The organism is Rossellomorea sp. GCM10028870 (assembly GCF_042666755.1).
Classification (GTDB): domain Bacteria; phylum Bacillota; class Bacilli; order Bacillales; family Bacillaceae_B; genus Rossellomorea.
Genome location: NZ_JBHTGN010000003.1, coordinates 315,097 through 340,271, shown reverse-complemented (window position 1 = coordinate 340,271; position 25,175 = coordinate 315,097). Strand labels below are relative to the sequence as shown.

Below are 25,175 nucleotides of genomic sequence, written 5' to 3'. Positions count from 1 at the left end.
AACAAGCTTGAGTCCAACTCAAGCTTGTTTTTTATTCAATATTTAGATGGAAGCGGCTTCTTGTTTGTCTCCATTCTCCGTCTTATCAATAATCGACGTACCAACCAAATCCCCTGTCACATTAAGAGCTGTACACCCCATACCAACAAGGGCATCGATCGCAGTTAGCAGGGCAACCGTCTCCATCGGCAACCCAAGCTGGGCGAAGACAGTGGCAATCATGATGATACCTGCCCCGGGAACACCGGCTGTACCGATTGAAGCCAGGGTTCCGACGAGGACGACGACCAGCATATCATTCAAGCTTAGTGGATTTCCGATTACATTAGCCGCGAAAACAGCGGACACTGCGATCCGGATTGCAGCGCCGTCCATATTGATTGTGGCCCCGAGGGGTAAGCTGAATCCGTATAAGCTCTTCGACAGACCAAGGTTTTTCGCTGCGTTTAAAGTAAGAGGCAGGGTACCGGAACTGCTTTGAGTCACAAATGCCGTAATCATGGGTGTTCTAGCTTGAGCAAAGAACCTGCCTGGCCTGATTTTAAAGAAGAGTAACGCGATGATATAAATGGCAATTTGAACAAACAAAGCAATGTAAAGAACCAGGATCATGTTCCCTAGAGACAAAAGTGTATCCAATCCTTGTTTCCCGACCGTTTCCGCCATGATGGCGAAGATACCGACCGGCACATATTGAAGGATCACCTTCATGATCGCAAGGGTCGCTTCGTTTAACCCGTTCACGACTGTATATACTTGTTCACCCAGTTCATGATGCTCGGATGATGACCTTAAATAGGAAATGGCAATACCAAACACAAGGGCGGTAAAGATGATTCCCAGGAGGTTCATTTCCGTGAATGCCGTGACGATATTCTCCGGAATAATGTTCAGGAGTACACTGGTCATCCCTGGATTTTCCGGTACTTCAAATTTCTCCGTTGTATCGAGGGTCATGCCCGTTCCAGGGTTGAAAATACTGGCAACGGCAATGCCTACCACAATGGCTAATGCTGAAGAGAATAAATAATATAAGAACGTTTTTCCTCCCATTCGTCCGAGTTTGCTCACATTGGTCTGGTTCACGCCGACCATCAATGTAAACAGGATAAGAGGGATGATAAGAAATTTCAGCAAGCGAATCAATATATCGCCCAAGGGAGAAAGGACGGATGCATCTTTTCCGAATATCAGTCCTACCGCAATCCCCAGTACAAGAGCAACGGTTATTTTCACAATAAGGGACGTATCTAGATAACCTTTCCAAAGAGATTTCATTGTAGCCACTCCTTCTATTTAGTAGATTTCCCCAAATATCTCAAAAATACTATTTCTATAATTCTGATAGGTTTAGTGAGGATTCATTGTCATAAGATACAATAGAATGAAAGGAGTGTCAAAATTCATGCCTAATCGATTATAAAGAAAGAGCCTGGATTCAAAATCCAAGCTCTTTAAGAACGTAAGGGAATGGTAAAACCGGCCGTTGTACCTGAACCCTTATCACTTTTCACAAAAAATTTTCCATGGTGCAATTCAACGATGTTTTTACAGATCGCTAATCCTAACCCTACCCCATCTGAATTCTCCCTCTCCTTATAGAATAAGGTGGCAATGTGTTGCAGGTGTTCCGGGTCGATTCCCTGCCCCTCATCTTCTATTTCAAAGGTAAAATGGGAATTCGTCTGGATATAACGAATGAAAACCGTTGAATTCGGGTCCGAGTATTTTATTGCGTTATCTAAGAGATTGATCAACACTTGTCGGATACGATTTTCATCTGCGAATAGATCCACTGTCTCATCGCTTTCCAACATAATGGATATACCTTTTTCTTTCCGTTTTTGATTCAGCTGTAGAATGACTTCATTCAGAGTTCGAATGAAAGAAAAGGTAGTGGGGTGAATCGTAAATGATCCATTTGAAAAACGCGAGAAGTCCAATAGATCCTCTACCAGTCCAATTAATCGATTCGTTTCCTTTGAAATGATGGTCAACCCCGTTTTGTTTTCCTGAACATTTTGTAAATCACCCGTCAGCAATGTTTCGCTCCATCCTTTAATACTTGTAAGGGGAGTGCGAATTTCATGGGAAACCGAAGAGATGAACTCATTCTTCATTTTCTCGGTTTTAAGGAGTTCCCTCGCCATGTCATTAAAGGATGTACTCAAGGTTTGGAATTCGTCCTTGTACTGTCCGACAATTCTTGTTTCCAATTCTCCTTTGGCAAGCTTCTGTGATGCTTCGGTCAGTTCAATCACAGGTTTCGTTAAATTACGTGCAAAAAGTGTACTCACCATAAAAACGATAAGCAAAATAACGAGTCCAATTAAAAACAAAGAAAGCAAGATTGTTCGGAAATTGTTATCCAGTGATTCCAGGGATGTTATAAACCGGATCAATCCAATGGTGTTATTCTCTCCATTTAATGGTACCGACACAGCCAAGATATGCTCACCTGTTATAGGGTGGTTGCCGATCCAAGTTCCGCTGCCATTTCGAAATGCCTCCTCAATATCCTTGAAATCAGGCTTTTCATCCGGAATAAAACCACTAGAAGAGGATAATAAGTCTCCACGTGCGTTTAATATTTGTGTTTCGGCTTGAGGGATGGAGAAATTTTTTTGGAGATTAGTCAATTCATTCCTCAAGGTAAAGGAATGCAGGTTCATATATTTATTGGCAAACTGTGATGAATTCACAGCATGATTCTTCAGCATATCTATTGTACCGATGTAGTAATAAGAATAGATTCCAGAAACGAGAATGCCCAAAAATAACAGAATGGTTAAGGTAATAAGAGAGACGTTCTGAATGAGTAATCTTCTTTTAATTCCCATTTTCGTCATTCCAGCGATACCCATATCCCCAAACCGTAAGGATATAGTGAGGACGGGAAGGGTCATTTTCAATTTTTTGACGGATTCGCCGAATATTTACGTCCACAATCTTCGGATCCCCTGCGTATTGAAGTCCCCATACTTCATCCAAGAGATCATTGCGGGAGATCGCTTCTCCATTTGCCTTGAAAATGATGCTGAGTAATTCATACTCTATCGGGGAAAGGTCAATCTTCTTTCCTTGAACGAATAGAAGTCTCTTCTGTTCGTTTAGCGTGATGGGGGATTGGCTATCCTCCTTGTCCCGATGAACATTCATTCTTCTGAGTAACGATTCGATTCGAGCAATGAGTTCATTTGGACTGAATGGTTTCGGGATATAATCATCTGCCCCATTCATCAATCCGTGTACCTTATCCATTTCCTGCACTTTGGCTGTTAACATGATGATTCCAATGGATGGATTCCAATTTCTTATCTCTTTACATGCTTCAAATCCGTTCATACCGGGGAGCATGACATCAAGTAGGACAATATCGATGGGGGGGTGTGCTCTCTTGATCAGGTGGATTCCGTCCTCTGCGCTCCCAGCTTGAAAGACGGCGTATCCGTATCGCATTAAGTTAATCTCGATAAAGCCACGGATGGATTCTTCATCTTCAATAATCAAAATGTTCTTCATTCAATTACACCTCCATTTTGTCATCAGATTGGCTGGAAAAGGCGCTTGCCTATTGCCGTTGAGTATTTTGTTACATATGTGAATTGATTGCTTTCATACAATAGACTCCACCCTTTTGGCAGTGGTTGACCCTTGTCAATCGCGTATACATCATATAGCACGCTGCCATCTTTAGTAGAAAGAAATTCCACATAACGTCCGTCTTCTGATTCCTCTATATATACAGAGGGCCAGTCCTGGGGGATCTCGAACCTGTATAAATAAGCTGCATTGTCGTAGTATCGATGAATGAGCTCGGCTTGTTTTTGGTCGCTGAGCTGATAATACTCATTGATGAAAGGCATGTCAGAATAGGCAAGATTATCATCGCCTGCCTCTTTTTGAAGAGTGAATTCAAGGATTCCATCTCCGTTCGAATCTTCACTATTCACGGCATATGCCCTGAAAAGCTCTTCCTCCTTCATGTTTTCCGGTAAGACATTCCTCAACTTCTCACCCTCTACACCAATAATGAATGACGTAGACGAATGAGCACCTACACCTGCATCCAGTATCGCTCCTTTTAATGAAGGGGAAATGGACCCGGCTAAGGAGTGGTAGTAAGGGTATACATATGGATCTAATTTCAGCTCATCTAACACGTTCATTTTATGGTTGCTGAATTGATAAAGACGAACAGAATGAGACTGGTTTGGTACCAGTGATGCGAGGAGGATTTCCCCTTGATCATCTTTCGTGAAGTTCCCTGAAAAAAACGCACTATATTGGGATTCAAACAGCTTCTGAGGCTTACCTTTACTCAAGTCGTACACGATCAATGCTTTGTCTGAGGTGTCTTCTGAGAAAGAGAACCCAACCAATATTTCTTGGTATCCATCCTGATTTAAGTCGAGAAATTCCACTTTATGTAGTTCCCTTCCAAGGTCTTTCAATTTCATTTTTTCCTTCCAATCCCCTTTTTCTTCCTTTAGAACAATGGCTTCTATTTGAGAGGTTTGATCAGTTAGTCTATAAAATACGATCAATTCGTTCATTTGATCGTGATCCAAATCTGCTTCAATCATTTTATTCGCTTGTTTGTCTTCAATCGGTGAAACCCATTCCGCCTGTGAGGGAACATATTTTCCGATCGCTTGTTTCACTTCCTGCTGTTTAACCGGAAGTTCAGGCGGCTTCAGTAACGATGTATTGGATTGGAATAATGAGCAACCCGTACACACGAAAAGACAACCCATAAGGAACAAAATCTTCTTCAATTGATCATCACATCCTGCCTATAGCTTTCACTAGTATAGTGTAAACTCAATCGACAAAAGTAACAAAAAAGTTACAAAAGTCGCCTTGCTTTGTAACCGGCAAGTAACCCTTTTCATCGCCTATGACCCTATCATTTAACATAACAAGAATGGAGAAAGGTGATCGATATGGGGAGACAACGGAAAAAAAGAAAATGGATTAAGCCCATTGAATTGGGAGGCTTGGCGGGCGCGATCGTATTATTACTCATTCTTTCAACTTCGTGGGTATTGGACACCGGGGAAGCGAAGATTTCAAAGGAACCAACGACTCAACAAAAAGCAGTCCAGGAAGAACCTTCTGAAAAAGAGGAAGGCGAATCGGGACAACCTGTAGTAGGGAATGAGGACCATGACAGCACTCAAGGAGAGGAACAAGGAGTTAATTCCAATGAAGCAGAGAGTGTGAAAGACGAAAATTACTATGAGGAAGTGAAAATAGAAGACCATTCGACCAATGTGAATGAACAAGGGAACTTCGAGGATGAAAAGACGGTTTACATCACATTCGATGATGGTCCTAATGAAAATACGAAAGCGATTCTTAAAGTGCTTAATCAATATGGGGCAAAAGCGAGCTTCTTTATGCTGGAACCGAATATGAAAAAACATAGTGAGGCCGTTCGACAGATGGTGGAAGAAGGGCATAGCGTCGGGTTGCATGGTGTCACCCATGATGTATCCGAAATCTACCAATCTAGTAAATCGGTTGTAGGGGAGATGCTGACGGCTCAATCTACGTTAGAGTCCATTACAGGTATTCGAAGCGAGTTGATTCGCGTTCCTTATGGGTCCGTACCCAATATGAAACCGGAATATTTGACAGCAGTAAAGAAAGAAGGATTTAGATTATGGGATTGGAATGTGGATAGTGAAGATTGGAAATTTCATAGTGGGGAGTATGTTCAGAGTGTTGTGGATCAGTTAGCTTATTTTCCATATGAAAATCAGTCAAAAGTCATTCTTATGCATGAAAAGCATACGACACTCGCTTATTTAGATTCTTTACTTAAGAAGTTGAATGATCAAGGATATAATATGAAGACTTTAACAGAAGAAATGGATCCAGTTACATTTTAACATTGATGCCAGAAGAACAAGGAAAAAGGAGCTGCCGATTGGCTGCTCCTTTTCATTCTTAATAAATGCTCATATGACGGTTTTTTCCTGTTAGAATCTGAAATACGCCATAAAGGACCAATCCTGCCGCCACAAATCCAAGCAGCCATTGTCCATAAGGTTGTTGAGCGATCTTGGAAAGTGCCCCGTCCAATCCTTGTGTTTTATCAGGATCGGCTGTGATCGCCGTTTGAATAAAGAAATAACCGATCAGTAAAAAGACCATGCCTCGGGAATATAACCCTAGCTTTCCTGTCTTTCTTCCCATTTCCCATTCTTTCTCGGACATTTCATGCCGTTTAAATTTATTCGTGTATTTCTCAGTATAAGCTTTATGAATTTCATAGAGTGCATATCCAATAATGATAAGTCCGACAATCCCGACAATCCATTGACCAAAGGGCTGAGACAATAACTTAGCAGATAAGGTCTGTTTAGATCCCGAACCCGACCCGGAGCTTTTGGCATGCATTGCAATCGCGAAAGCATTATAAGTTAAAGAACCGTATGCAATCCCGCTGATCAGATTAGCCAGCCTTCTAAACATGGATTTCCCGTCGTTTTTCACATGTTCTGGATCCTTTACCACTTGAATGAGGCGCCAAAGAACGATTCCAATCAGACCAAGACCTAATATCCAGAGAAGGACTTCCCCGAAGGGTTTGCTCGCCACTGCTGCAAAGGCACCGCTCGAGTCCGAAGTGCTTCCTCCTATTCCGAGTGCCGCCATAACGGCTAATGCACCGATCAGCATATAAACAATTCCTCTCGAAATATATCCAATTCGTGCAAACCCTCGAATCCAAGGTTTTATATCATTTGATGAAACAGATGAACTGCTTGATGTTGTAATGGATGAAACTCCTGCCATAAACACTTCTTCCCTTCTGGTTCTATTTTCGCAATACTTATGTATGCTATTCCCCGGATATAGAAAAGAGAAACCTTTTTAACGAACAGTAAATGCTGGATGGCTTGATTTAATTTTTCCTTTTTCTTTTGAAAAATTGCTCTTTACTAAATGATTGTTGTTTTTTAACAAAAGGTCTGCTTTGGCTCTGTCAATCAGAATGTGCTGGATGGTGAGGGGAACTGCTTCGCTTTCCGCGGACGTTCGGCCGAGCCTCCTCAACTCACGCCCCGCGGAAAGCGAGCACCTGGAGCGGAAATCAACCACTACTCGCTTTTTCAATAGCAAAAAACTTTACGAAAAGAGACTAAAAAATTTTACATAAAACCTATTTACAACGAATTAGGAGAGGAGTAATATATCTATCATCAAATAAATATTCTTAATCGCTTAATTCATTTTTGAAGCGGGGGACCCGAGTATTTAAAGGGGTGAATCCTTTCTTTTGAAAGGTAGGGCTACTTCCATAACCCGAATCCGTCAGCTAACCTCGTAAGCGTAATGGGAGAGGATGATACTTGTGATCGATTATGGATGACCACAGGCTTAGTTCCTGTTGGTCTTTTTGCGTTGTTTTAGAAGTCCGGCTCCGGAGGCTGGAGGCCAGAGGACATGAGTCAAACCTGCCAAAAAGGCAAAGGAAGTCTTCGCCAGGTTCGTCTTATGTTACCGTCTCTGTTTGAGCTGTCTGCGCTTTTGTTGTAAGGAAGAAGTACTAGATGGTTAAGCTATTAAAAAGGTTTTGGAGGATTTCATCATGAAAAAGCAGTTTGCCGTTATTGGATTAGGGAGATTTGGAGGAAATCTGGTTCAGGAATTAGCTGACCTGGATGTTGAAGTGTTAGCCATAGATATTCATCACGATGTTGTCCAACAGTATATAGACATTGCCACGCATGCCGTGCAGGCGAATGCGATGGATGAATCTGTGTTGAAATCCCTTGGGCTCAGAAATTTTGATCACGTGATCGTGTCCTTTGGGGATAATATAGAGGCAAGTATTCTTACCACTTTACTTTTAAAAGAATTAGGGGTTAAAGAAGTATGGGTGAAAGCTTCGAACGCTTATCATCAGAAGGTGTTGGACCGGATCGGGGCCGATAAAGTCATTCACCCTGAACGTGACATGGCACGAAGGATTGCCCATCACATTACGTCAGAAAAGATCATTGATTATATCGAAGTATCGAAAGAACACAGTATTGTAGAAGTGCGTGCGTCTAAAAAGGTCGCGGGCAAATCCTTAAATGATCTTGATGTCCGGGCAAAATTCGGTTGTAATATCATTGCCATTCACCGCGGGGAGGAAGTCATTGTATCCCCTTCTGCCGATGAAGTCATAAAAATGGAAGATCTACTGATCGTCATTGGACATAACAGGGATATCAACCGATTTGAAAAAGAAGGTGTATAACTTATGAAGCATAAGGTGATCCGGTTAAGCCCTCCTCAGCTTCTCGTTGTGACATTCCTATTCTTTATCATAGTAGGAATGGGTTTGCTTAAGCTGCCGTTTGCCACCACGGAATCGATTACATGGCTTGATGCCTTGTTCACGACGACTTCCGCCATGACGGTTACAGGGCTTGCGGTCGTGGATACAGGAGATGCCTTCACCCTTTTTGGAGAAGTGGTCATTATGAGTCTGATCCAAATCGGAGGGCTGGGTATCATGTCCTTTGCCGTCTTGATCTTTATGATGCTCGGAAAGAAAATTGGGTTTAAAGAACGACTTCTTCTTCAACAGGCGTTAAATCAGACTTCCGTAGGAGGAGTCATCAAGCTTGTAAAATATTTATTCATCTTTTCGTTCCTTGTAGAAGGCTTCGCTGTTCTTTTATTGGCATCGGAATGGGTACCGGAATTCGGATGGAGAAGAGGGCTGTACTTCAGTTTATTTCATTCTATTTCTGCGTTTAATAATGCTGGATTCTCTCTTTGGTCCGATAGTTTAATGGGTTACGTGGGAAGTCCCGTCGTCAATATCACGATTTCGTTTCTGTTTATTTTAGGAGGGATCGGATTCACTGTTTTAGTGGACCTATGGAAATCGAAAACGATCAGAAGGCTGTCACTTCATACGAAGATCATGGTGGTTGGGACATTTGTTCTCAATGTATTCGCTTTTATGATGATTTTCATCCTGGAGTATAATAACCCGAATACACTGGCTCAATTGCCACTACTGGATAAACTATTCGCTTCGTATTTTCAAGCGGTCACCCCCCGCACGGCTGGTTTTAACACGCTTGATTATAGCAGCATGGAGCGCTCCACATTGCTTCTCACGATTCTTTTGATGTTCATAGGAGCCGGTAGTGCTTCCACGGGTGGAGGAATCAAGCTTACCACCTTTGTCGTCATTTCATTGAGTGTGTTTGCTTTCTTAAAGGAGAAAAGAGAGATTCGTATTTTCCGTCGTACGATTGATCAAAACTATATTTTTAAGGCCTTGGCGGTGTCTATGATCAGTGTGCTCCTTGTCTTTACGGCTCTCTTTTTTCTTGATATGACAGAAAGGAATGCTTCTTTCATGGCTATTCTCTTTGAAGTGGTATCAGCCTTTGGAACGGTGGGATTGTCCATGGGAATTACCGGATCTTTGACATCAATAGGTAAATGGATCATCATCATCGTGATGTTTGTCGGGAAACTGGGGCCCCTCACACTGGCCTTCTCCCTATCCAGACCAGACAAAGAAAAGATCCGCTATCCAAAAGAAGATATTTTAACAGGTTAATGTTCATACAATCGGCTCCCTTCATCTTGCCCTTCGCGGGTAAATGGAGGAGCCGGTTTTTTTATGTCCGTTTTTAAAAACAACAAAGAATCAATCCATAACCACGCATGAGCCTAAAAACGGTTATGTTAAGCGTTTTCATCATGGGTTTTTGATATTGACTAAACCACTGGGCGCGATTATACTGTTGAAAAATTCTGAACTTTAGGCGGTGCTGTTGTTGAAGCGTGTGTATAATTTTTCTGCTGGTCCTGCGGTGTTACCTGAGCCTGTTCTGAAAAAGGTTCAAGGCGAATTATTGAACTATCAAGAAACGGGTATGTCTGTGATGGAATTGAGTCATCGATCTGCTCCTTTCCAAAAAATAATAGAAGAAGCTCAAGGTTTATTGCGTGAACTGCTCTCGATCCCGGATGATTACCATGTCGTATTTATGCAAGGTGGAGCATCCCTGCAATTTTCCATGATTCCTCTTAATCTGCTCGGTTCACATCAAGAGGCTGACTATATCCTGACAGGCAGCTGGTCGAAGAAAGCTGTCAAAGAAGCGGAGAAGGTTGGGAATGTTCGAACCTTATCACCTCAAGAGAAGTTCGATATCCCTGCTTATACACCAGAAGATTTTTCACCACAGTCAAGCTACATACATATTACCTCCAACAATACCATTGAAGGAACACGTTACCATGAGTGGCCTGAAACAGGAGGCATCCCACTTGTAGCCGATATGTCCTCCCACATTCTTTCTGAGAAAATAGATGTTTCCTCTTTTGGACTGATCTACGCAGGTGCTCAGAAGAATCTTGGTCCTTCCGGTGTAACGGTGGCGATCATTCATGATAGTCTGGTCGGTCAAGCATCGAATACATGTCCTACGATGTTGAATTATGAAACGTATGTAAAGCATGATTCCCTCTTTAACACGCCTCCGACCTTCTCCATATACGTATTAAAGCTTGTGCTGGAGTGGGTAAAGGAGAATGGCGGGGTGGAAGGGATGCAGGCTGAAAATGAGAGGAAAGCCGGTCTCTTATACCACTGTATAGATGAATCATCTTTATTCCATAACCCTGTCCCGGAAAATAATCGTTCCTTAATGAACATTCCTTTTTCAACACGTGACGAGGAGCTGGATGCACGGTTTCTAAAAGAAGCCAAAGCAGAAGGGTTTGAATTTTTAAAAGGGCATCGTTCCGTGGGTGGAATGCGTGCGAGTTTATATAATGCCATGCCTTTTGAAGGGGTGGAAGCACTAGTCGATTTCATGAAAAAATTTGAGTCTGATCAAGGAGGATTATGAGAATGATTTCAATCAATACGTACAATGCCATTAGCCAAAGCGGACTTTCACTGATAGAGGATGACCTGAACTACCATTTGAATGGGAATGGGGATCCAGATGGAATTCTTGTAAGATCAAAGAACTTGCATGATTATTCTTTCCCGGCTTCAGTCAAAGCCATTGCACGGGCAGGAGCAGGAGTCAACAATATCCCGATCGATCTCTGTACGGAAAAAGGAATTGTGGTCTTTAATACGCCCGGTGCCAATGCAAACGCCGTGAAAGAGCTCGTCTTGGCTAATTTGATCGCTTCTTCCCGTAACCTGTATTCTGCAGTCGGCTGGACGAACACGTTAAAAGAAACAGAGGAAGACGTACCAAGTGTCGTAGAAGCAAAGAAAAAAGAATTCGTAGGAAGTGAGATTAAAGGGAAGAAGCTGGGTGTTGTAGGCTTGGGAGCGATTGGCGTCCTTGTCGCAAATGATGCACTTGCCCTTGGGATGGATGTGGTCGCCTATGATCCATTTATATCCGTTGACGCGGCGTGGCGTTTATCACAGGATGTGAAGCGAGCTCATCATATAGAAGAAGTATGGGCAGAGTGTGATTTCGTTACGCTGCACATTCCATTAACGGACAAAACGGCAAGCTTTGTGAATGAAGAAGGCTTCACGAAGATGAAAAAGGCTATGACGATCTTAAACTTTTCAAGAGGTGAGCTAGTGGAAGAAGGGGCTCTCGAAAAGGCCCTTGAAGCAGGAATTGTCCGAAAGTATGTGACGGATTTTCCGAATAACAAGGTATTGAACATGAAAAACGTCGTCCCTGTTCCTCACTTGGGCGCATCTACCGTTGAATCTGAAGAAAACTGTGCCATCATGGCGACAAAGCAGCTGAAAACGTATCTTGAAACAGGTAATATCAAGCATGCTGTTAACCTGCCTGATGTGGAACTGCCTTATAGCGGTAAAATGCGAGTAACGGTCATGCACCAAAACATTCCGAATATGGTCAGTCAAATCGCCAATGTTCTTTCAGGGTACGCGGTCAACATCGCAGATATGATCAACCGCAGTAAATATACGTGGGCCTATACCATGATCGATTTGGATCAGAAACTCCTCGAAGAAGAAGAACATCAAGTGAAAAGCAGGATAAAAGAAATACACGGTGTTGTTTCCGTCCGTCTCATTTAAATATAGTGACTAGAACTCCCTTAACCCGAGAACAATGTGTAGTAAAGCGGTTGAGGGAGGATTTATTTTTATGGCGATGATCCACTTTAAGAATAGAGATCTTTATTTTGACGATTTAGGAAAGGGGACTCCCCTGGTCTTGATCCATCCCCCGGGTATGGGGAGGATGACATTTATAAAGCAGCATGTGCTTTCCAGGCACTTTCGCCTCATCATTCCGGATTTAACAGGTCACGGGGACTCCTTTACCATGAAACAGAGTATAAGTATTTCGGAGTTTGTAGAAGACATAAAGGCGGTTCTCGACCACCTGAACATTGCTGAATGTGTGATGCTCGGATACTCTGCCGGAGGAGTAGTGGGACAAATGTTTGCCTGTACTTATGTAGATCGGGTTTCCTCCCTCATTCTGGTAGGGGGATACCCGAAAGTCACGAATCCCAAGCTGAAATGGATGCACCAAATGGGAATGAAAATGGTTCGGGAACATCCGGACCGCCTTTCCGGGATTATTTCCAGAGCGCATTTCAAGGACAAGCTAGAGCGTGAGAAACTCAGGGGTCATATGAATAAGGCGAACCCCCATATTTGGTATCAGTTCTACGAGCAATCACTTCATTATGATGGGGTAGAGCAGGTAAGTAAGCTACCCATCCCGCTACTCTTAATTTACGGGGAAAGGTCGGATTGGATCAATTCTCAACTTAAACTGTATAACGATTGCTATCCTAAGAAAATATATATCATTCCAGGTGCCTCTCACCAAATTCCCACACGTTATCACGATGCTCTAAATAATATACTGTTAGGAGAATTAGAAGGGTTGGCAGCTGAGGGGTAATGGTTTATCTTTGCTCTTACTTCTTCTACTTGATACTATTTTCATAAAGTAAAGTCGACCAATGAGAGGAGAATACGATGGGAATTCATCACTATTTTAAAAGCTTATCCGACCTTGAAACCCTCATTCGCTGTCCGGGGCGATTCAAGTATCATGAGCATAACGTAGCCAGTCATTCATTTAAGGTTACCAAAATCGCACAATTCCTGGGAACGGTGGAAGAACAGAGCGGGAAAGAACTTGACTGGAAAGCACTGTATGAAAAAGCCTTGAATCATGACTACGCGGAACTGTTTACAGGTGATATCAAGACCCCTGTAAAATATGCATCGGGGGAGTTACGTGAGCTTTTCAGCCAGGTGGAAGATCAGATGGTCAATAAGTTCATCACTACAGAATTTCCCCCGCAATTTCAAGAAGTGTACAGAGAACGTTTTAAAGAGGGAAAAGACGAATCCCTTGAAGGAAGAATTTTGTCTGTCGCAGATAAAATCGATCTTCTGTATGAATCCTTTGGAGAAATTCAAAAAGGGAATCCAGAGCCTCTATTTATTGAAATTTATCAAGAAGCACTTTCCACCATTGTGAAATACAAGGACCTGGAGTGCGTACATTACTTCTTGGAATACATTCTGCCTGATATGCTTTCTGAGAAATTCATCCCTCATAGTGAGTTGAAGGATAGGACCCAGAAATTAATTCAGCAGGGTGAAGAGTAGGAAAAATCTTTCCAGATAGGGAAAACTTCGGTAGAATATGTGTTATTCCCTTATCTTTAAGGAGAGTTGAACGTGTCCAAAATCATTTTAGGTTTATTTTTACCAGGATTGCTTGTCGTTCTGTTCACACGGGTGACGTACAATCATTATGTCGGTTTGATCTTGACCGTAGCCCTCATTGCAGCTTCGGTTTCAAAGGGCTATACGGACTCCTGGTTGCTGATTGTCGTAGACGCGGCTTCATTGACCGTCGGATTCTGGTATAGTGACCGGATGATGAAAAAAGCGAAGAGAAGTGCATGATTTGGGTGACAGATGAATAGAAGTTCTGAAAAAACACGGACTGACTTTTTTTAAAAGTCAGCCCGTGTTTTTTATGGAGTAGCTACAACATCGACATCGCTGGCTTTTACAAATGCCAGGCGATGGTTTAAGTGGATAAGATAAAACTCATCATTCCCCCAGACGATTTTATGTGTCGTCTCTGGATTGTACGTGTAAACAGGTGCACTGTAGTAGCTTCCTTTTACTTTTTCGGTTGCTACATACTTTTGATCAGAAGTCAGCGTGTACTGAAGAGGGGACATTCCTCTTACCGGGATGCCATCAGGAAAAGCTTCTTCTTCTGGATAAGCCAGTCCGTAAACAGGGATACCCGAAGTTCCATCTTTAGGTGTGATCACAATACCTGATGCTTTTGTTGTATTCGTTCCCTTAGGGTTATAAAACCACGCTTTTTGTCCTGCGTACCAAATCGCTGTCCAGTCATCTTGTTCTTCTGCCTTGTAAAAGGTTTGCCCTGTAACCGCCTTGTTACCCCAATTGGACGCATCGAGTGGGTGGGCGTTCGGTAGGGCAGCGTCTTTGATTAACGGAGCATCAAAGCTTGGGGCTGTATACAAATACACAAAATTTGCCGATTGTTCAGGTACAGGTTCTCCCGATGGGGTCTGAAGGATTGGCTTGTTTGTTTCGAAATTCGGACGGATTTGGACGATGCCTTTTTGTCCTTTTCCTGACTCCAGGGGAGCTCCAAGGATTTGCATATAATGTGCCCAATCCCAGAATGGACCTGGATCCCAGTGCATAGCAGGTTGTCTTGCAGCTGTCGTCCCAGGTATCTCATCATGTGCAATGATATGATCGCGGTCCAATGGAATATTGAACTTTTTAGAAAGATGTTTTACTAATCGGGCTGATGCATGATACAGTTGTTCGTTATACCAGGCTGCCCCCTCAATGGCGATACCTTCGTGCTCGATCCCAATGCTCTTGGAGTTGAAATACCAGTTTCCGGCATGCCAGGCCACATCTTTATTGTCCACCATTTGCGTGATATCACCGTCGGAAGAACGGATCACATAATGAGCGGAAGCCTGGGTCCATTCCCGCTGAAACACGGTTTTGGTTAAATCATAGCTGATTTCTGTGTCGTGGAGGACGATGTACTTGATTTCCTGATTGTCATGCGGTCTGTTTGCAATGTCGTAATTGCCGTATGAAGTTTCATAGTAGGTCCCGCCGCCCCAGTCAATCTTCTTGTAAGCTGCCGGAACGTAATGACATGAAAGGCCATTCGGACAATCGGCCCCAGTTTCTTCAGTATCCATTTTTAAGTTTAACGATTGGATTGATTCTTGATTAGGGCTGGTTTGTTTAGGCGCTAACGTTAAGGAAGATCCATCCTCTGTTTGTTTCGTCACCCCATTATTGATTGTCTCGTATACACGGTCCGCAAAGTCCTTCGCTCCCGAGTAGTCGTTTGAACCGCTGTATTTTGCGACTGCCCCATACCATCCGTTTATGTCAGAGGGTGTTTTTCCAGTGGTATCTTTGGCATACTGTGCCAGAAGTGCTGCAGCACCGCGGATATTTTGCTTTTTATTTTGTTTTAACGTTTCTGGTTGAAGAGAGAGTAGTTCAGCTGCGGTATTCAGAGTGTGAAGTTTTGGATCATGGATGTCTAATGTAGATTCGATTTTCAGTGTTGATTTTTCTAAGGGCTGAGCGTCTGCGTCCTCTTTACCGGATAAAAACATATGAGCGGGTTCATCGCTGTGGGTATCTTCTAAACGATCAGTATTAACATCCGTCAGATGCATCAATCCGTAGCCTCCGGAAGCACTTGGCTTTCCGTCGTGATGCTCCCACAGTGATACGTTATACCCCACTGCAAGTAGAATTTCAACTGGGACATTGAATTCCTGCGCAGCTTGTTGGAACGCTTTTTGCAACTCGAGTGAATCGACAACTTCAGCTTTTGCCACTCCATGAGAGGTGATCGATGGTGCCATCGGGGTAATGGTGGAACTCAACAGAAATCCCGTTAAACTAAGGGAACCGGCGACTTGTAGCCATTTAGATTTTTTCTTCATACATTCCTCCTGAACACTATGTATTTTTTGTAGAACTTATAAAAAAGCTTATTGGAAATAAGACAGAATAGTCAATCAATTATTAGGGATATGCCTAGATGAATATTTGTGTCGGGATAAGCCTTATGATGTGGTAGAAAGCATTTCAGTTAGAGGTTTCTTAATTGTGGATAAATAAAGAATAGTGTGAATAAATGAAGTGGTGGACGGGTTATTCACAGATTGAATACGCATTCATCAACATTGTTCACAAGAATTTTGACGAATTGTGAATAAGTTTAGGGATTTTCCACAAGGAATATCGACTTATACACATAGTTGTACACAGGGTGTGTATAGAAATGCTCGGATTGTGTCGAAAATTTCTTTGTCACCTCCCGTAAAATGTCGAAATCTCAATTCAAGCCTCTAATTTGCTACTTCACCGAATGTTATCCACAACCAAGAGGACGTTTCATGAGGTCCGACCCTTAAATATCAAGAAAAACGAACTTTTGTTCGCTTATTATTGGTTAATAATGTAGGAAATGTGGTAGAATGTGTATAGATGAATGGACAGTGTTTAAGATGGGTATAAGTAGGTAAATACAAGGTAGCAGTCCTTTATTATAGGAGGTTTCACGGTGAAAGATCAATTCGAGCTCAAGTCTAAATATAAACCAGAGGGAGATCAGCCCCTGGCAATTGAAAAATTGGTTAAAGGTATAAATGAAGGGAAACGTCATCAAACCTTACTTGGGGCAACAGGGACCGGAAAGACATTCACTGTTTCCAATGTAATCAAGCAGGTTGAAAAGCCGACCCTCATCATTGCTCATAATAAAACGTTGGCAGGACAGCTCTACAGCGAATTCAAAGAGTTTTTTCCTGATAACGCCGTTGAATATTTTGTCAGTTACTACGACTATTATCAGCCGGAGGCATACGTTCCTCAAACGGATACGTTTATCGAGAAGGATGCCAGCATCAATGATGAAATCGATAAACTCAGGCACTCTGCTACATCTTCTTTGTTTGAGCGAAAAGATGTCATCATCATTGCCAGCGTGTCCTGTATTTACGGTTTAGGTAACCCGGAAGAATATCGGGAGCTCGTCCTTTCCCTCAGAACCGGGATGGAAATCGAACGAAATCAATTGCTGCGTAAGCTTGTGGATATACAATATGAACGAAATGATATCGACTTCCAGCGTGGAACCTTCCGTGTGCGAGGCGATGTAGTGGAAATTTTCCCGGCTTCCCGGGATGAACACTGTATGCGTGTAGAGTTTTTCGGAGATGAAATCGACCGGATTCGTGAAGTGGATGCCCTGACCGGCGAAATCATGGGCGATCGAGATCATATCGCGATTTTTCCTGCTTCCCACTTCGTAACCCGTGAAGAAAAATTACAGGTAGCCATCAAGAATATTGAAAAAGAGCTTGAAGAGCAGCTAGCCATCATGAAAGAAGAAAATAAACTGCTAGAGGCCCAGCGTTTAGAGCAGCGTACCCGTTACGATCTGGAGATGATGCGGGAGATGGGCTTTTGCTCGGGGATTGAAAACTACTCCCGTCACTTGACACTAAGGCCGGCCGGGTCGACTCCGTATACTCTTCTGGATTATTTTCCAGACGACTTCTTAATTGTGGTCGATGAGTCCCATGTGACGTTACCTCAAATCAGGGGGATGTTCAACGGGGATCAGGCCCGTAAAAAGGTGCTTGTGGATCACGGATTCCGCCTGCCTTCAGCCATGGACAATCGTCCCCTGCGCTTCGAGGAGTTTGAAAAGAAAACCCAGCAGCTTCTCTATGTTTCGGCAACTCCGGGACCATATGAGTTGGAACACAGTCCTGAAATGGTCGAGCAGATCATCCGCCCAACCGGACTGCTGGATCCACTCATCGAGGTGCGGCCAATCGAAGGGCAAATTGATGATTTGTTAGGTGAGATCAATGAACGGATTGAGAAAAACGAGCGTGTCCTGGTGACCACCTTAACGAAAAAAATGTCCGAGGATCTCTCTGCCTATCTGAAGGAGATCGGGATAAAAGTCCAATACTTGCACTCAGAGATCAAGACGTTAGAGCGTATTGAAATTATCCGGGATCTCCGTTTGGGGAAATATGATGTGTTAGTCGGGATCAACTTACTTCGTGAAGGATTGGACATCCCCGAAGTGTCACTTGTCACCATATTGGATGCTGACAAAGAAGGCTTCCTGCGTTCTGAACGTTCCCTCATTCAAACGATTGGCCGTGCAGCCCGTAATAGTAACGGTAAAGTCATCATGTATGCGGACAAAATTACCGACTCAATGCAAAAAGCACTTGATGAAACAGAACGTCGTCGGACGATACAGGAAGAATACAATGAAAAACACGGCGTGACCCCGACGACAATACAAAAAGAAATCCGGGATGTCATCAGGGCAACACATGCCGCAGAAGAAGCAGGGGTTTATGAAGGAGAACAGACAAAGGTTTCGAAAATGTCTAAACCGGAGCGACAAAAACTTATTGCTAGCTTAGAAGTGGAAATGAAGGAAGCAGCCAAGGCATTGGACTTTGAGCGCGCTGCACAGCTTCGTGATACCATTCTTGAGCTCAAGGCGGAAGGATGAACGAAATATGGCGCGAGATCAAATAATCGTACAAGGAGCCAGAGCTCATAATCTGAAAAATATAGATATTAAAATTCCACGGGATAAACTGGTCGTATTAACCGGGCTTTCCGGTTCCGGGAAGTCTTCCCTGGCCTTTGACACCATTTATGCAGAAGGACAAAGACGTTATGTAGAATCCCTCTCTGCCTATGCCCGTCAATTTTTAGGTCAAATGGATAAGCCCGATGTCGATGCCATCGAGGGGTTGTCCCCGGCGATTTCCATCGATCAAAAAACAACGAGTCGTAATCCCCGTTCAACAGTAGGGACGGTAACCGAAATTTACGATTACCTTAGACTGCTGTTTGCAAGAGTAGGGAAACCGATTTGTCCAAATCACGGGATCGAAATCTCCTCCCAAACGATTGAACAAATGGTCGACAGGATACTTGAGTACCCGGAAAGAACAAAGCTTCAAGTACTGGCGCCTGTTGTGTCTGGACGAAAAGGAACGCACGTGAAAACCCTTGAAGAAATCAAAAAACAAGGGTTTGTTCGAGTTCGTATTAACGGTGAAGTCCAGGATCTTGGGGAAGAAATCTCCCTGGAAAAAAATAAAAAGCACTCCATCGAGGTGATCATCGACCGAATCGTTGTGAAGGAAGGTGTGGCAGCCCGACTTTCTGACTCACTTGAAACAGCACTCAGATTGGCAGACGGTCAGGTGATCATCGATGTAATCGGGGAAGAAGAGCTTTTATTCAGTGAGCATCATGCATGTCCATACTGCGGGTTTTCCATTACGGAACTGGAGCCAAGAATGTTTTCCTTCAATAGTCCATATGGTGCTTGCACAAGCTGCGACGGATTAGGGACAAAGCTTGAGGTCGATAAGGAGCTTGTGATTCCCAATTGGGATCGCACTCTAGACGAGCATGCCATTGCTCCATGGGAACCAACAAGCTCCCAATACTATCCATCTCTTCTAAAGGCCGTATGTGATCACTATGAAATTCCGATGGATATGCCTGTAAAGGATATTCCAAAGCAGCAAATGGATAAGATCCTATTTGGGTCCGGCAAGGATGAGATTTACTTCCGTTACGAGAACGATTTCGGTCAAGTTCGTGAAAACTATCTTCGTTTCGAAGGTGTCATCCCGAATGTGGAGCGACGTTACCGTGAAACAAGCTCTGATTATATCCGTGAACAGATGGAGAAATACATGGCACAGCAAGATTGTCCAACCTGTAACGGTCACCGTTTGAAAGAAGAGAGCCTGGCAGTCAAAGTAGATTCTCTTCATATTGGGGAAGTAACCGCATTTTCTATTGAAGAAGCAGAGCAGTTTTTCCATAAACTCGAGCTATCCGAAAAGGATATGAAAATTGCCAACCTTATTTTGAGGGAAATCCGTGAACGCCTCGGTTTTCTAGTGAATGTAGGTCTTGAATATCTCACACTAAGCCGTGCAGCAGGAACCTTATCAGGAGGAGAAGCTCAGCGTATTCGTTTAGCCACTCAAATCGGTTCACGTCTGACAGGTGTCCTGTACATCCTGGATGAGCCATCGATTGGGCTGCACCAAAGGGACAATGATCGACTGATTGACACTTTAAAGAACATGCGTGAAATAGGAAACACATTAATCGTAGTGGAACATGATGAAGATACGATGATGGCTGCGGACTATCTTATCGATATAGGACCAGGTGCAGGTGTTCATGGGGGAGAAGTGGTGTCTGCCGGGACTCCTCAGGAAGTAATGGACGATCCGAACTCATTGACAGGTCAATACCTGTCAGGGAAGAAATTCATACCCCTTCCACAGGAAAGACGTAAGCCTGATGGCAGGTATTTAGAAATTGTAGGAGCGAAAGAAAATAACCTGAACAATGTAAAAGTGAAGCTGCCATTGGGGATTTTCACAGCGGTGACAGGAGTGTCGGGATCAGGTAAAAGTACGTTGATCAATGAAATCCTGCATAAGTCACTGGCTCAAAAGCTTCACAATGCGAAATCGAAGCCTGGTGAGCATAAAGAAGTGAAAGGGATTGAGAACCTTGATAAGGTCATTGATATCGATCAATCACCCATCGGCCGTACCCCAAGATCGAATCCTGCCACTTATACCGGGGTATTCGATGATATCCGTGATGTGTTTGCCACAACCAACGAAGCAAAGGTTCGTGGCTATAAAAAAGGCCGCTTCAGCTTTAACGTAAAAGGCGGCCGTTGTGAGGCATGCCGCGGGGACGGAATCATCAAGATTGAAATGCACTTCCTTCCCGATGTGTACGTTCCATGCGAAGTTTGTCACGGGAAACGATATAACCGGGAAACACTTGAAGTGAAATACAAAGATAAAAATATTTCCGATGTACTTGAGATGACAGTCGAAGACGCAGTGAAATTCTTCGAAAACATCCCGAAGATCAAACGTAAGCTGCAAACCATCTTTGATGTCGGACTTGGCTATATCACATTAGGTCAACCCGCCACTACGCTATCAGGGGGAGAGGCCCAGCGCGTGAAGCTTGCTTCAGAATTGCATCGTCGTTCTACTGGCCGCTCTCTCTACATTTTAGATGAGCCGACAACAGGACTTCATGTGGATGACATTGCACGACTCTTAGTGGTACTTCAGCGTCTTGTAGAAAACGGGGATACGGTCCTCGTCATCGAACACAATCTCGATGTCATTAAAGCAGCCGATTACCTTGTAGATCTTGGTCCTGAGGGTGGGGACAAAGGTGGAACCATCGTCGCAAGCGGAACCCCTGAAAAAGTGGCTGAAGTACAAGGTTCCTACACAGGAAAATACCTGAAACCTGTGCTTGAGCGCGATCGTGAACGGATGAAGAAGAAGATCAGGGAAAAAGAAGAAGTGACGAATTAGTGACTAAAGAGGCTGGGACAAAAGTGTTTTAGTCTAAGTAAAACTCGAACAAATCTGCTTCCTAGTAGGCAGATTTGTTCGGGTTTATTATTTAATTTCGGTACATTTGATTTTAGCTGTTTCCAGCGGTTGATTGGAGTGCAAGACGAAGACTCCTGCGGGAAAAGTAGCTTATGTGAGACCCGTCCAGCTCCGGGGCTTAGAGGCACATGTCATAAGTCAAATCGTCCAAGAAGGCAAAGAACGCCTTCGTGGCCGCTTCGCCTTATGCCACCCGCCTCTGAACAAAGCCCCTCCGCTTTTCTTCCCGCAGGCTTGCCGAGGAGGCTCACGGGCTACCCGCGGAAAGCGTAGTCTTGCACGGAAATCATTAGCGGTATAAAGAACCTCCACCTCTATTGTTCATTTTATATCGTGGTTTTTTAGTTTTGTCCCAGCCTCTTTTTAACTAAAACACTACACCATTACCATCTCCATCCACCAACCCAAACCACACCTCCATACCTACCTAAAATCAGCCTCAAGTTGGAGTGAAGAACATTCCCACTATGTGAAAATAAGATTACAAACAAATGCATTGAAACCTTTTGCTTCACGTATCGTAAATAGTAGTAGAGGAGATGATGAAGATGGAGACCAATAAGGTATTATCCGCCCTGTGCTATTTCAGTATATTTTTTGCAGGCTTCCTTTTTCCGCTGATCGTTTATTTTGTATCAGATAATCCTTATGTGAAAAAGGACGCAAAAGCAGCCTTTTTATCTCACTTATTACCGGTCGTTGCGGTTCCCCTTGTCATTGCAGGCTTGTTTTTGGATATGGGGGTTTTCGCCAGTGGTGCGGGATTGCCGATATTCACCGTCATCATGATCGGTTTAGCCATATTACTTAGTGTTGTCGTAGTCATTTGGAACGTGTATAAGGGCATCAAAGTACTTTTATAATCAATAAAGGGGATGAAAGAATATGAATGAAGAACGGAAACGCATTTTGGATATGTTGGAAAATGGGACGATTTCGGCACAGGAAGCAGTGGCGTTATTGGAAGCACTTGATCAAAAGCCGAATACATCTAAGGCAAAAGAGAAGGATTTCCTTGATGAGTTTGTATCCATCTTTCAAGATGAGAAAAAGGGTGAAAAAGATCACTCGTCCCATTCGGGGAATCCGAAAGATAAGCTCCTTGATTTCATGAATTCGGCGTTAAACAAAATCAAGAATTTCGACTTCGACTTTCAATGGAATCAATCGGTTGAATTATCTCATGTTTACCAGCAGCCCAATACTCATTTTGAGAAAATTGATATAGATGTGGCCAATGGGAAGGTTGAGCTTATTCCGTGGGACGGTGAGGAAGTCCGTGTGGAATGCGAGGCCAAGGTTTATCGTACGGAAAATCACGAAGAGGCGAGAAAGCAGTTCATGGAGAATACATCCTTTGCCGTCGACGGGGATACGCTGTATTACTCGACGCAATTAAAGTGGATGAAAGTGGATTCTAAGCTATACATTCCAAAGCATCAATATAAGAGGGTTTCTGTCCGTTTATTCAATGGAGGTTTAAAAGCCGAGAATTTAGAGGTCCAGGATCTTCGTGCCAAGGCGGCGAATGGGAAGATTCATATCGACCATCTGACGACGAAGAAAGCCGAGGTCGAAACCTCCAATGGTGCGATTTCCATCATGAATGCGAAAGCAGACCATATTGAAGCGGAATCCATTAACGGCAAGGTGCATGTTGAAGGAGATATCTCTTATTCAGATGTGCAGTCCCTCAATGGAAACATCGTTTGTGCCTTAACGGGGGAAAAAGCGGATACACTCCACGCAAAGACGGTAACGGGTAACATCGATTTACTCGTACCTGAGAACATCAACATTTCCGGGGAGGCAAAATCAAACTTCGGTAGTTTTAAGCTTGAGTTGCAGGGTATTGATGTACTAGAAGAAAAAAACGAAGTGGTCCAAAAGTCGATTCGTTTCAGTCGCAGAACCAACTCGTTAGATAAGCTTCATCTTTTTGCAGAAACAAAAGCAGGATCTGTCCTCATAAAAAAGCATGAACAGAAGAATGTTAATAAGGACAACGCATAAGATGAGAAAGAAGGAATAAAGATGAAAAAACAATTAGCACGATCAAGGTCAAACAGAAAGCTTTCTGGGGTGATTGGGGGATTGTCCCGTTATGTGGGAATCGATGCTACGATTCTAAGGGTGATTTTCATCATCCTTCTCATTCCGACGGGATTCTTTCCTCTGGTCGTCGTATACGCTTTATTAGCCTTCGTGCTGCCACATGAGGAGGAAGCCATCAGATAATGAGATGGATTATAGGAATTTTAATCAATGCAGTAATCTTTATTGCATTAGCAGGTTTTTTCGAGGGGTTCGAAGTGTCCGGCATAGGCGCTGCTATAGGAGCGAGCTTTATCCTGTCGATCCTGAATGTTCTTGTGAAGCCCATTTTGATCATCCTGACTTTGCCGGTTACGATTTTGTCACTGGGACTGTTTCTCTTCGTCATTAATGCCATCACGTTACTCCTGACAGATGGTTTGATGGGAAGCAGCTTTGAGATATCCGGCTTTGGCATGGCTTTTCTGGCATCGATCATTTTGTCTCTTGCCAATCTGGTGATTCAAAAAACGGTCCTTGAACCTATGAAAGAGAAGTAATAAAGAAAAGACCCTGTCTCGGGCCATGAGACAGGGTCTTTTTTCGTAATGAACAAAAGCAAGCTCACAAACACTTTACGTATGTCATCGAAGCACTTAATGGTGCGTAGCACAGGTCACCGTTCTGTTACTTTGATTCTATATAAATATAAGGAGCGAATCCTGCTTTTTTTAGATGGTTTGCCAGTTGAAGGGCATTTTCTTCGTTTGAAAATGCTCCTAACTGAACTTTGTAAAGGGAGGTGTGCTCTTTAGACTTCAATTGGTAGAAGGCAACAAGGGCTTTGGCGATGGCTTTTCCACATATTTGACGGTAGGTTCTGGTTCTTAACAGGGCTGCTTCTTCACGGTTTGTCATAAACCCGCATTCAATTAAAACAGAGGGCATGTCCGTTTCCCTTAGTACATGAAAGTTGGCAAACTTTACACCGCGATCCCGTCTTTGGGTAGAGGCGACCAAGTGAGATTGAATCTCTCTTGCCAAGGCAGTACTTTTGGAAGGCTGTGTAATGTAGGCATACGTTTCAATGCCCGATGCATCGTTCCAGCCTCCTGAACCAAACGCATTTGCGTGAATCGATACAAATACATCCACCTTTAGGTTGTTTGCTCGATCCGTTCTCAATTGTAAGGGGATATCCTTTGAATCTGAGTGAGAATAGTAAACTTCCACATCATATTTTGCCAACTCATTTCTGCAAAATGCTGCGACATCCCTGTTAAATTCATACTCTCTCATTCCATCCGGTGTCCTCTTCCCCGGAGTCTCATAACCATGCCCGACATCCAACATAATCTTCAACCTCATCATCCTCCCTTAAACGAACTTCTCACCTCTCATATATGTAAAAAGTCGTTTCAAGGGTACCGCTGAAAAGGGACGGACCTTCAAATTTCAGGAAGGAGCAGGCATATAGCTGAACCGAGAAGAGGAAATACGCATCCTTCCCCTTGTCACAAGTAAGCTGCCTTGCGCTTTTCTCTATAATTGCTAAAATAGGTTAGAGTACGAAA

21 protein-coding genes and 1 riboswitch are annotated in these 25,175 nt (G+C 43.4%); of the genes, 14 read left to right on the top strand and 7 right to left on the bottom strand.

Translation table 11 applies throughout. The annotated features are described in order from the left end of the window. Positions 1 to 42 precede the first annotated feature (42 nt). From ACFQWC_RS15490 to ACFQWC_RS15475, 4 genes are all read right to left on the bottom strand, one after another. Entirely contained in the window at positions 43 to 1,278 is a 1,236-nt protein-coding gene (locus tag ACFQWC_RS15490) for a dicarboxylate/amino acid:cation symporter (RefSeq protein WP_377108330.1), read from the bottom strand. A gap of 176 nt (positions 1,279 to 1,454) precedes the next feature. Continuing rightward, on the bottom strand, positions 1,455 to 2,849 hold the full coding sequence (locus ACFQWC_RS15485) for a sensor histidine kinase (protein ID WP_377108328.1): 1,395 nt from the start codon (positions 2,847 to 2,849) through the stop codon (positions 1,455 to 1,457). Continuing rightward, positions 2,830 to 3,522: a response regulator transcription factor gene (locus ACFQWC_RS15480; RefSeq protein WP_299743165.1), complete on the bottom strand. Its 693-nt coding sequence runs from the start codon at positions 3,520 to 3,522 to the stop codon at positions 2,830 to 2,832. Before ACFQWC_RS15480 ends, ACFQWC_RS15485 begins: the two co-directional genes overlap by 20 nt. A gap of 23 nt (positions 3,523 to 3,545) precedes the next feature. Beyond that, entirely contained in the window at positions 3,546 to 4,778 is a 1,233-nt protein-coding gene (locus ACFQWC_RS15475; RefSeq protein WP_299743167.1) for a hypothetical protein, read from the bottom strand. Positions 4,779 to 4,946: 168 nt separating this feature from the next. On the opposite strand from ACFQWC_RS15475, the gene ACFQWC_RS15470 reads away from it, so the two are divergent. Next, on the top strand, positions 4,947 to 5,897 hold the full coding sequence (locus tag ACFQWC_RS15470; protein ID WP_299743169.1) for a polysaccharide deacetylase family protein: 951 nt from the start codon (positions 4,947 to 4,949) through the stop codon (positions 5,895 to 5,897). A gap of 58 nt (positions 5,898 to 5,955) precedes the next feature. Here the strand turns inward: ACFQWC_RS15470 and ACFQWC_RS15465 are convergent, their stop codons facing one another. After that, positions 5,956 to 6,807 (bottom strand): DUF1206 domain-containing protein, encoded by an 852-nt coding sequence (locus tag ACFQWC_RS15465; protein WP_299743171.1) that lies wholly within the window; start codon positions 6,805 to 6,807, stop codon positions 5,956 to 5,958. A gap of 416 nt (positions 6,808 to 7,223) precedes the next feature. Continuing rightward, a riboswitch (cyclic di-AMP (ydaO/yuaA leader) is annotated at positions 7,224 to 7,361 on the top strand. Between the two features lie 242 nt (positions 7,362 to 7,603). Here ACFQWC_RS15465 and ACFQWC_RS15460 point away from each other — a divergent pair. The 7 genes from ACFQWC_RS15460 to ACFQWC_RS15430 all read left to right on the top strand — a co-directional run bounded on the left by ACFQWC_RS15460 (position 7,604) and on the right by ACFQWC_RS15430 (position 13,927). After that, on the top strand, positions 7,604 to 8,260 hold the full coding sequence (locus ACFQWC_RS15460; RefSeq protein ID WP_299743173.1) for a potassium channel family protein: 657 nt from the start codon (positions 7,604 to 7,606) through the stop codon (positions 8,258 to 8,260). A 3-nt stretch (positions 8,261 to 8,263) separates the two neighbouring features. Further along, positions 8,264 to 9,586 (top strand): TrkH family potassium uptake protein, encoded by a 1,323-nt coding sequence (locus ACFQWC_RS15455; RefSeq protein WP_299743175.1) that lies wholly within the window; start codon positions 8,264 to 8,266, stop codon positions 9,584 to 9,586. A gap of 220 nt (positions 9,587 to 9,806) precedes the next feature. Then, entirely contained in the window at positions 9,807 to 10,886 is a 1,080-nt protein-coding gene (serC, locus tag ACFQWC_RS15450; RefSeq protein ID WP_299743177.1) for a 3-phosphoserine/phosphohydroxythreonine transaminase, read from the top strand. Between the two features lie 2 nt (positions 10,887 to 10,888). Beyond that, positions 10,889 to 12,064, top strand: coding sequence for a phosphoglycerate dehydrogenase (locus tag ACFQWC_RS15445; RefSeq protein WP_299743179.1), 1,176 nt, complete (start codon positions 10,889 to 10,891; stop codon positions 12,062 to 12,064). 70 nt (positions 12,065 to 12,134) lie between these two features. After that, positions 12,135 to 12,905: an alpha/beta fold hydrolase gene (locus ACFQWC_RS15440; protein ID WP_299743181.1), complete on the top strand. Its 771-nt coding sequence runs from the start codon at positions 12,135 to 12,137 to the stop codon at positions 12,903 to 12,905. Between the two features lie 77 nt (positions 12,906 to 12,982). Further along, positions 12,983 to 13,624, top strand: coding sequence for an HD domain-containing protein (locus ACFQWC_RS15435; RefSeq protein ID WP_299743183.1), 642 nt, complete (start codon positions 12,983 to 12,985; stop codon positions 13,622 to 13,624). 72 nt (positions 13,625 to 13,696) lie between these two features. Next, positions 13,697 to 13,927: a CsbA family protein gene (locus tag ACFQWC_RS15430; protein WP_148970221.1), complete on the top strand. Its 231-nt coding sequence runs from the start codon at positions 13,697 to 13,699 to the stop codon at positions 13,925 to 13,927. Positions 13,928 to 13,998: 71 nt separating this feature from the next. Here ACFQWC_RS15430 and ACFQWC_RS15425 read toward each other — a convergent pair whose 3' ends face one another. Beyond that, positions 13,999 to 15,999: an N-acetylmuramoyl-L-alanine amidase gene (locus ACFQWC_RS15425; RefSeq protein ID WP_377108322.1), complete on the bottom strand. Its 2,001-nt coding sequence runs from the start codon at positions 15,997 to 15,999 to the stop codon at positions 13,999 to 14,001. Positions 16,000 to 16,622: 623 nt separating this feature from the next. On the opposite strand from ACFQWC_RS15425, the gene uvrB reads away from it, so the two are divergent. From uvrB to ACFQWC_RS15395, 6 genes are all read left to right on the top strand, one after another. Next, entirely contained in the window at positions 16,623 to 18,605 is a 1,983-nt protein-coding gene (gene uvrB, locus ACFQWC_RS15420; RefSeq protein ID WP_299743190.1) for an excinuclease ABC subunit UvrB, read from the top strand. A 7-nt stretch (positions 18,606 to 18,612) separates the two neighbouring features. Continuing rightward, on the top strand, positions 18,613 to 21,486 hold the full coding sequence (gene uvrA / locus ACFQWC_RS15415) for an excinuclease ABC subunit UvrA (RefSeq protein WP_299743193.1): 2,874 nt from the start codon (positions 18,613 to 18,615) through the stop codon (positions 21,484 to 21,486). 629 nt (positions 21,487 to 22,115) lie between these two features. Further along, positions 22,116 to 22,430, top strand: a complete 315-nt coding sequence (locus tag ACFQWC_RS15410; protein WP_113970834.1) for a magnetosome magnetite crystal formation protein family — start codon at positions 22,116 to 22,118, stop codon at positions 22,428 to 22,430. 22 nt (positions 22,431 to 22,452) lie between these two features. Next, the gene (locus ACFQWC_RS15405) at positions 22,453 to 23,580 is read left to right on the top strand and encodes a DUF4097 family beta strand repeat-containing protein (protein ID WP_377108318.1); all 1,128 of its coding nucleotides are present in this window, start codon (positions 22,453 to 22,455) and stop codon (positions 23,578 to 23,580) included. Between the two features lie 21 nt (positions 23,581 to 23,601). After that, positions 23,602 to 23,805 (top strand): PspC domain-containing protein, encoded by a 204-nt coding sequence (locus ACFQWC_RS15400; RefSeq protein WP_299743205.1) that lies wholly within the window; start codon positions 23,602 to 23,604, stop codon positions 23,803 to 23,805. Continuing rightward, complete coding sequence (locus ACFQWC_RS15395) at positions 23,805 to 24,161, top strand: phage holin family protein (protein ID WP_299743207.1); 357 nt, start codon at positions 23,805 to 23,807, stop codon at positions 24,159 to 24,161. Before ACFQWC_RS15400 ends, ACFQWC_RS15395 begins: the two co-directional genes overlap by 1 nt. A 127-nt stretch (positions 24,162 to 24,288) precedes the next feature. Here ACFQWC_RS15395 and ACFQWC_RS15390 read toward each other — a convergent pair whose 3' ends face one another. Continuing rightward, positions 24,289 to 24,969 carry an N-acetylmuramoyl-L-alanine amidase gene (locus ACFQWC_RS15390; protein ID WP_377108315.1) on the bottom strand — a complete coding sequence of 227 codons (681 nt, stop codon included), beginning with the start codon at positions 24,967 to 24,969 and terminating at the stop codon, positions 24,289 to 24,291. Positions 24,970 to 25,175 lie beyond the last annotated feature (206 nt).

Coding starts and splice junctions, on each gene's coding strand:
- ACFQWC_RS15395 (WP_299743207.1), top strand. CDS start 23,805: ATGAGATGGATTATAGGAATTTTAATCAATGCAGTAATCTTTATTGCA.
- uvrA (WP_299743193.1), top strand. CDS start 18,613: ATGGCGCGAGATCAAATAATCGTACAAGGAGCCAGAGCTCATAATCTG.
- ACFQWC_RS15460 (WP_299743173.1), top strand. CDS start 7,604: ATGAAAAAGCAGTTTGCCGTTATTGGATTAGGGAGATTTGGAGGAAAT.
- ACFQWC_RS15490 (WP_377108330.1), bottom strand. CDS start 1,278: ATGAAATCTCTTTGGAAAGGTTATCTAGATACGTCCCTTATTGTGAAA.
- ACFQWC_RS15390 (WP_377108315.1), bottom strand. CDS start 24,969: ATGAGGTTGAAGATTATGTTGGATGTCGGGCATGGTTATGAGACTCCG.
- ACFQWC_RS15480 (WP_299743165.1), bottom strand. CDS start 3,522: ATGAAGAACATTTTGATTATTGAAGATGAAGAATCCATCCGTGGCTTT.
- ACFQWC_RS15400 (WP_299743205.1), top strand. CDS start 23,602: ATGAAAAAACAATTAGCACGATCAAGGTCAAACAGAAAGCTTTCTGGG.
- ACFQWC_RS15405 (WP_377108318.1), top strand. CDS start 22,453: ATGAATGAAGAACGGAAACGCATTTTGGATATGTTGGAAAATGGGACG.
- ACFQWC_RS15485 (WP_377108328.1), bottom strand. CDS start 2,849: ATGACGAAAATGGGAATTAAAAGAAGATTACTCATTCAGAACGTCTCT.
- ACFQWC_RS15465 (WP_299743171.1), bottom strand. CDS start 6,807: ATGGCAGGAGTTTCATCCATTACAACATCAAGCAGTTCATCTGTTTCA.
- ACFQWC_RS15435 (WP_299743183.1), top strand. CDS start 12,983: ATGGGAATTCATCACTATTTTAAAAGCTTATCCGACCTTGAAACCCTC.
- ACFQWC_RS15410 (WP_113970834.1), top strand. CDS start 22,116: ATGGAGACCAATAAGGTATTATCCGCCCTGTGCTATTTCAGTATATTT.
- ACFQWC_RS15440 (WP_299743181.1), top strand. CDS start 12,135: ATGGCGATGATCCACTTTAAGAATAGAGATCTTTATTTTGACGATTTA.
- ACFQWC_RS15455 (WP_299743175.1), top strand. CDS start 8,264: ATGAAGCATAAGGTGATCCGGTTAAGCCCTCCTCAGCTTCTCGTTGTG.
- ACFQWC_RS15470 (WP_299743169.1), top strand. CDS start 4,947: ATGGGGAGACAACGGAAAAAAAGAAAATGGATTAAGCCCATTGAATTG.
- ACFQWC_RS15425 (WP_377108322.1), bottom strand. CDS start 15,999: ATGAAGAAAAAATCTAAATGGCTACAAGTCGCCGGTTCCCTTAGTTTA.
- ACFQWC_RS15445 (WP_299743179.1), top strand. CDS start 10,889: ATGATTTCAATCAATACGTACAATGCCATTAGCCAAAGCGGACTTTCA.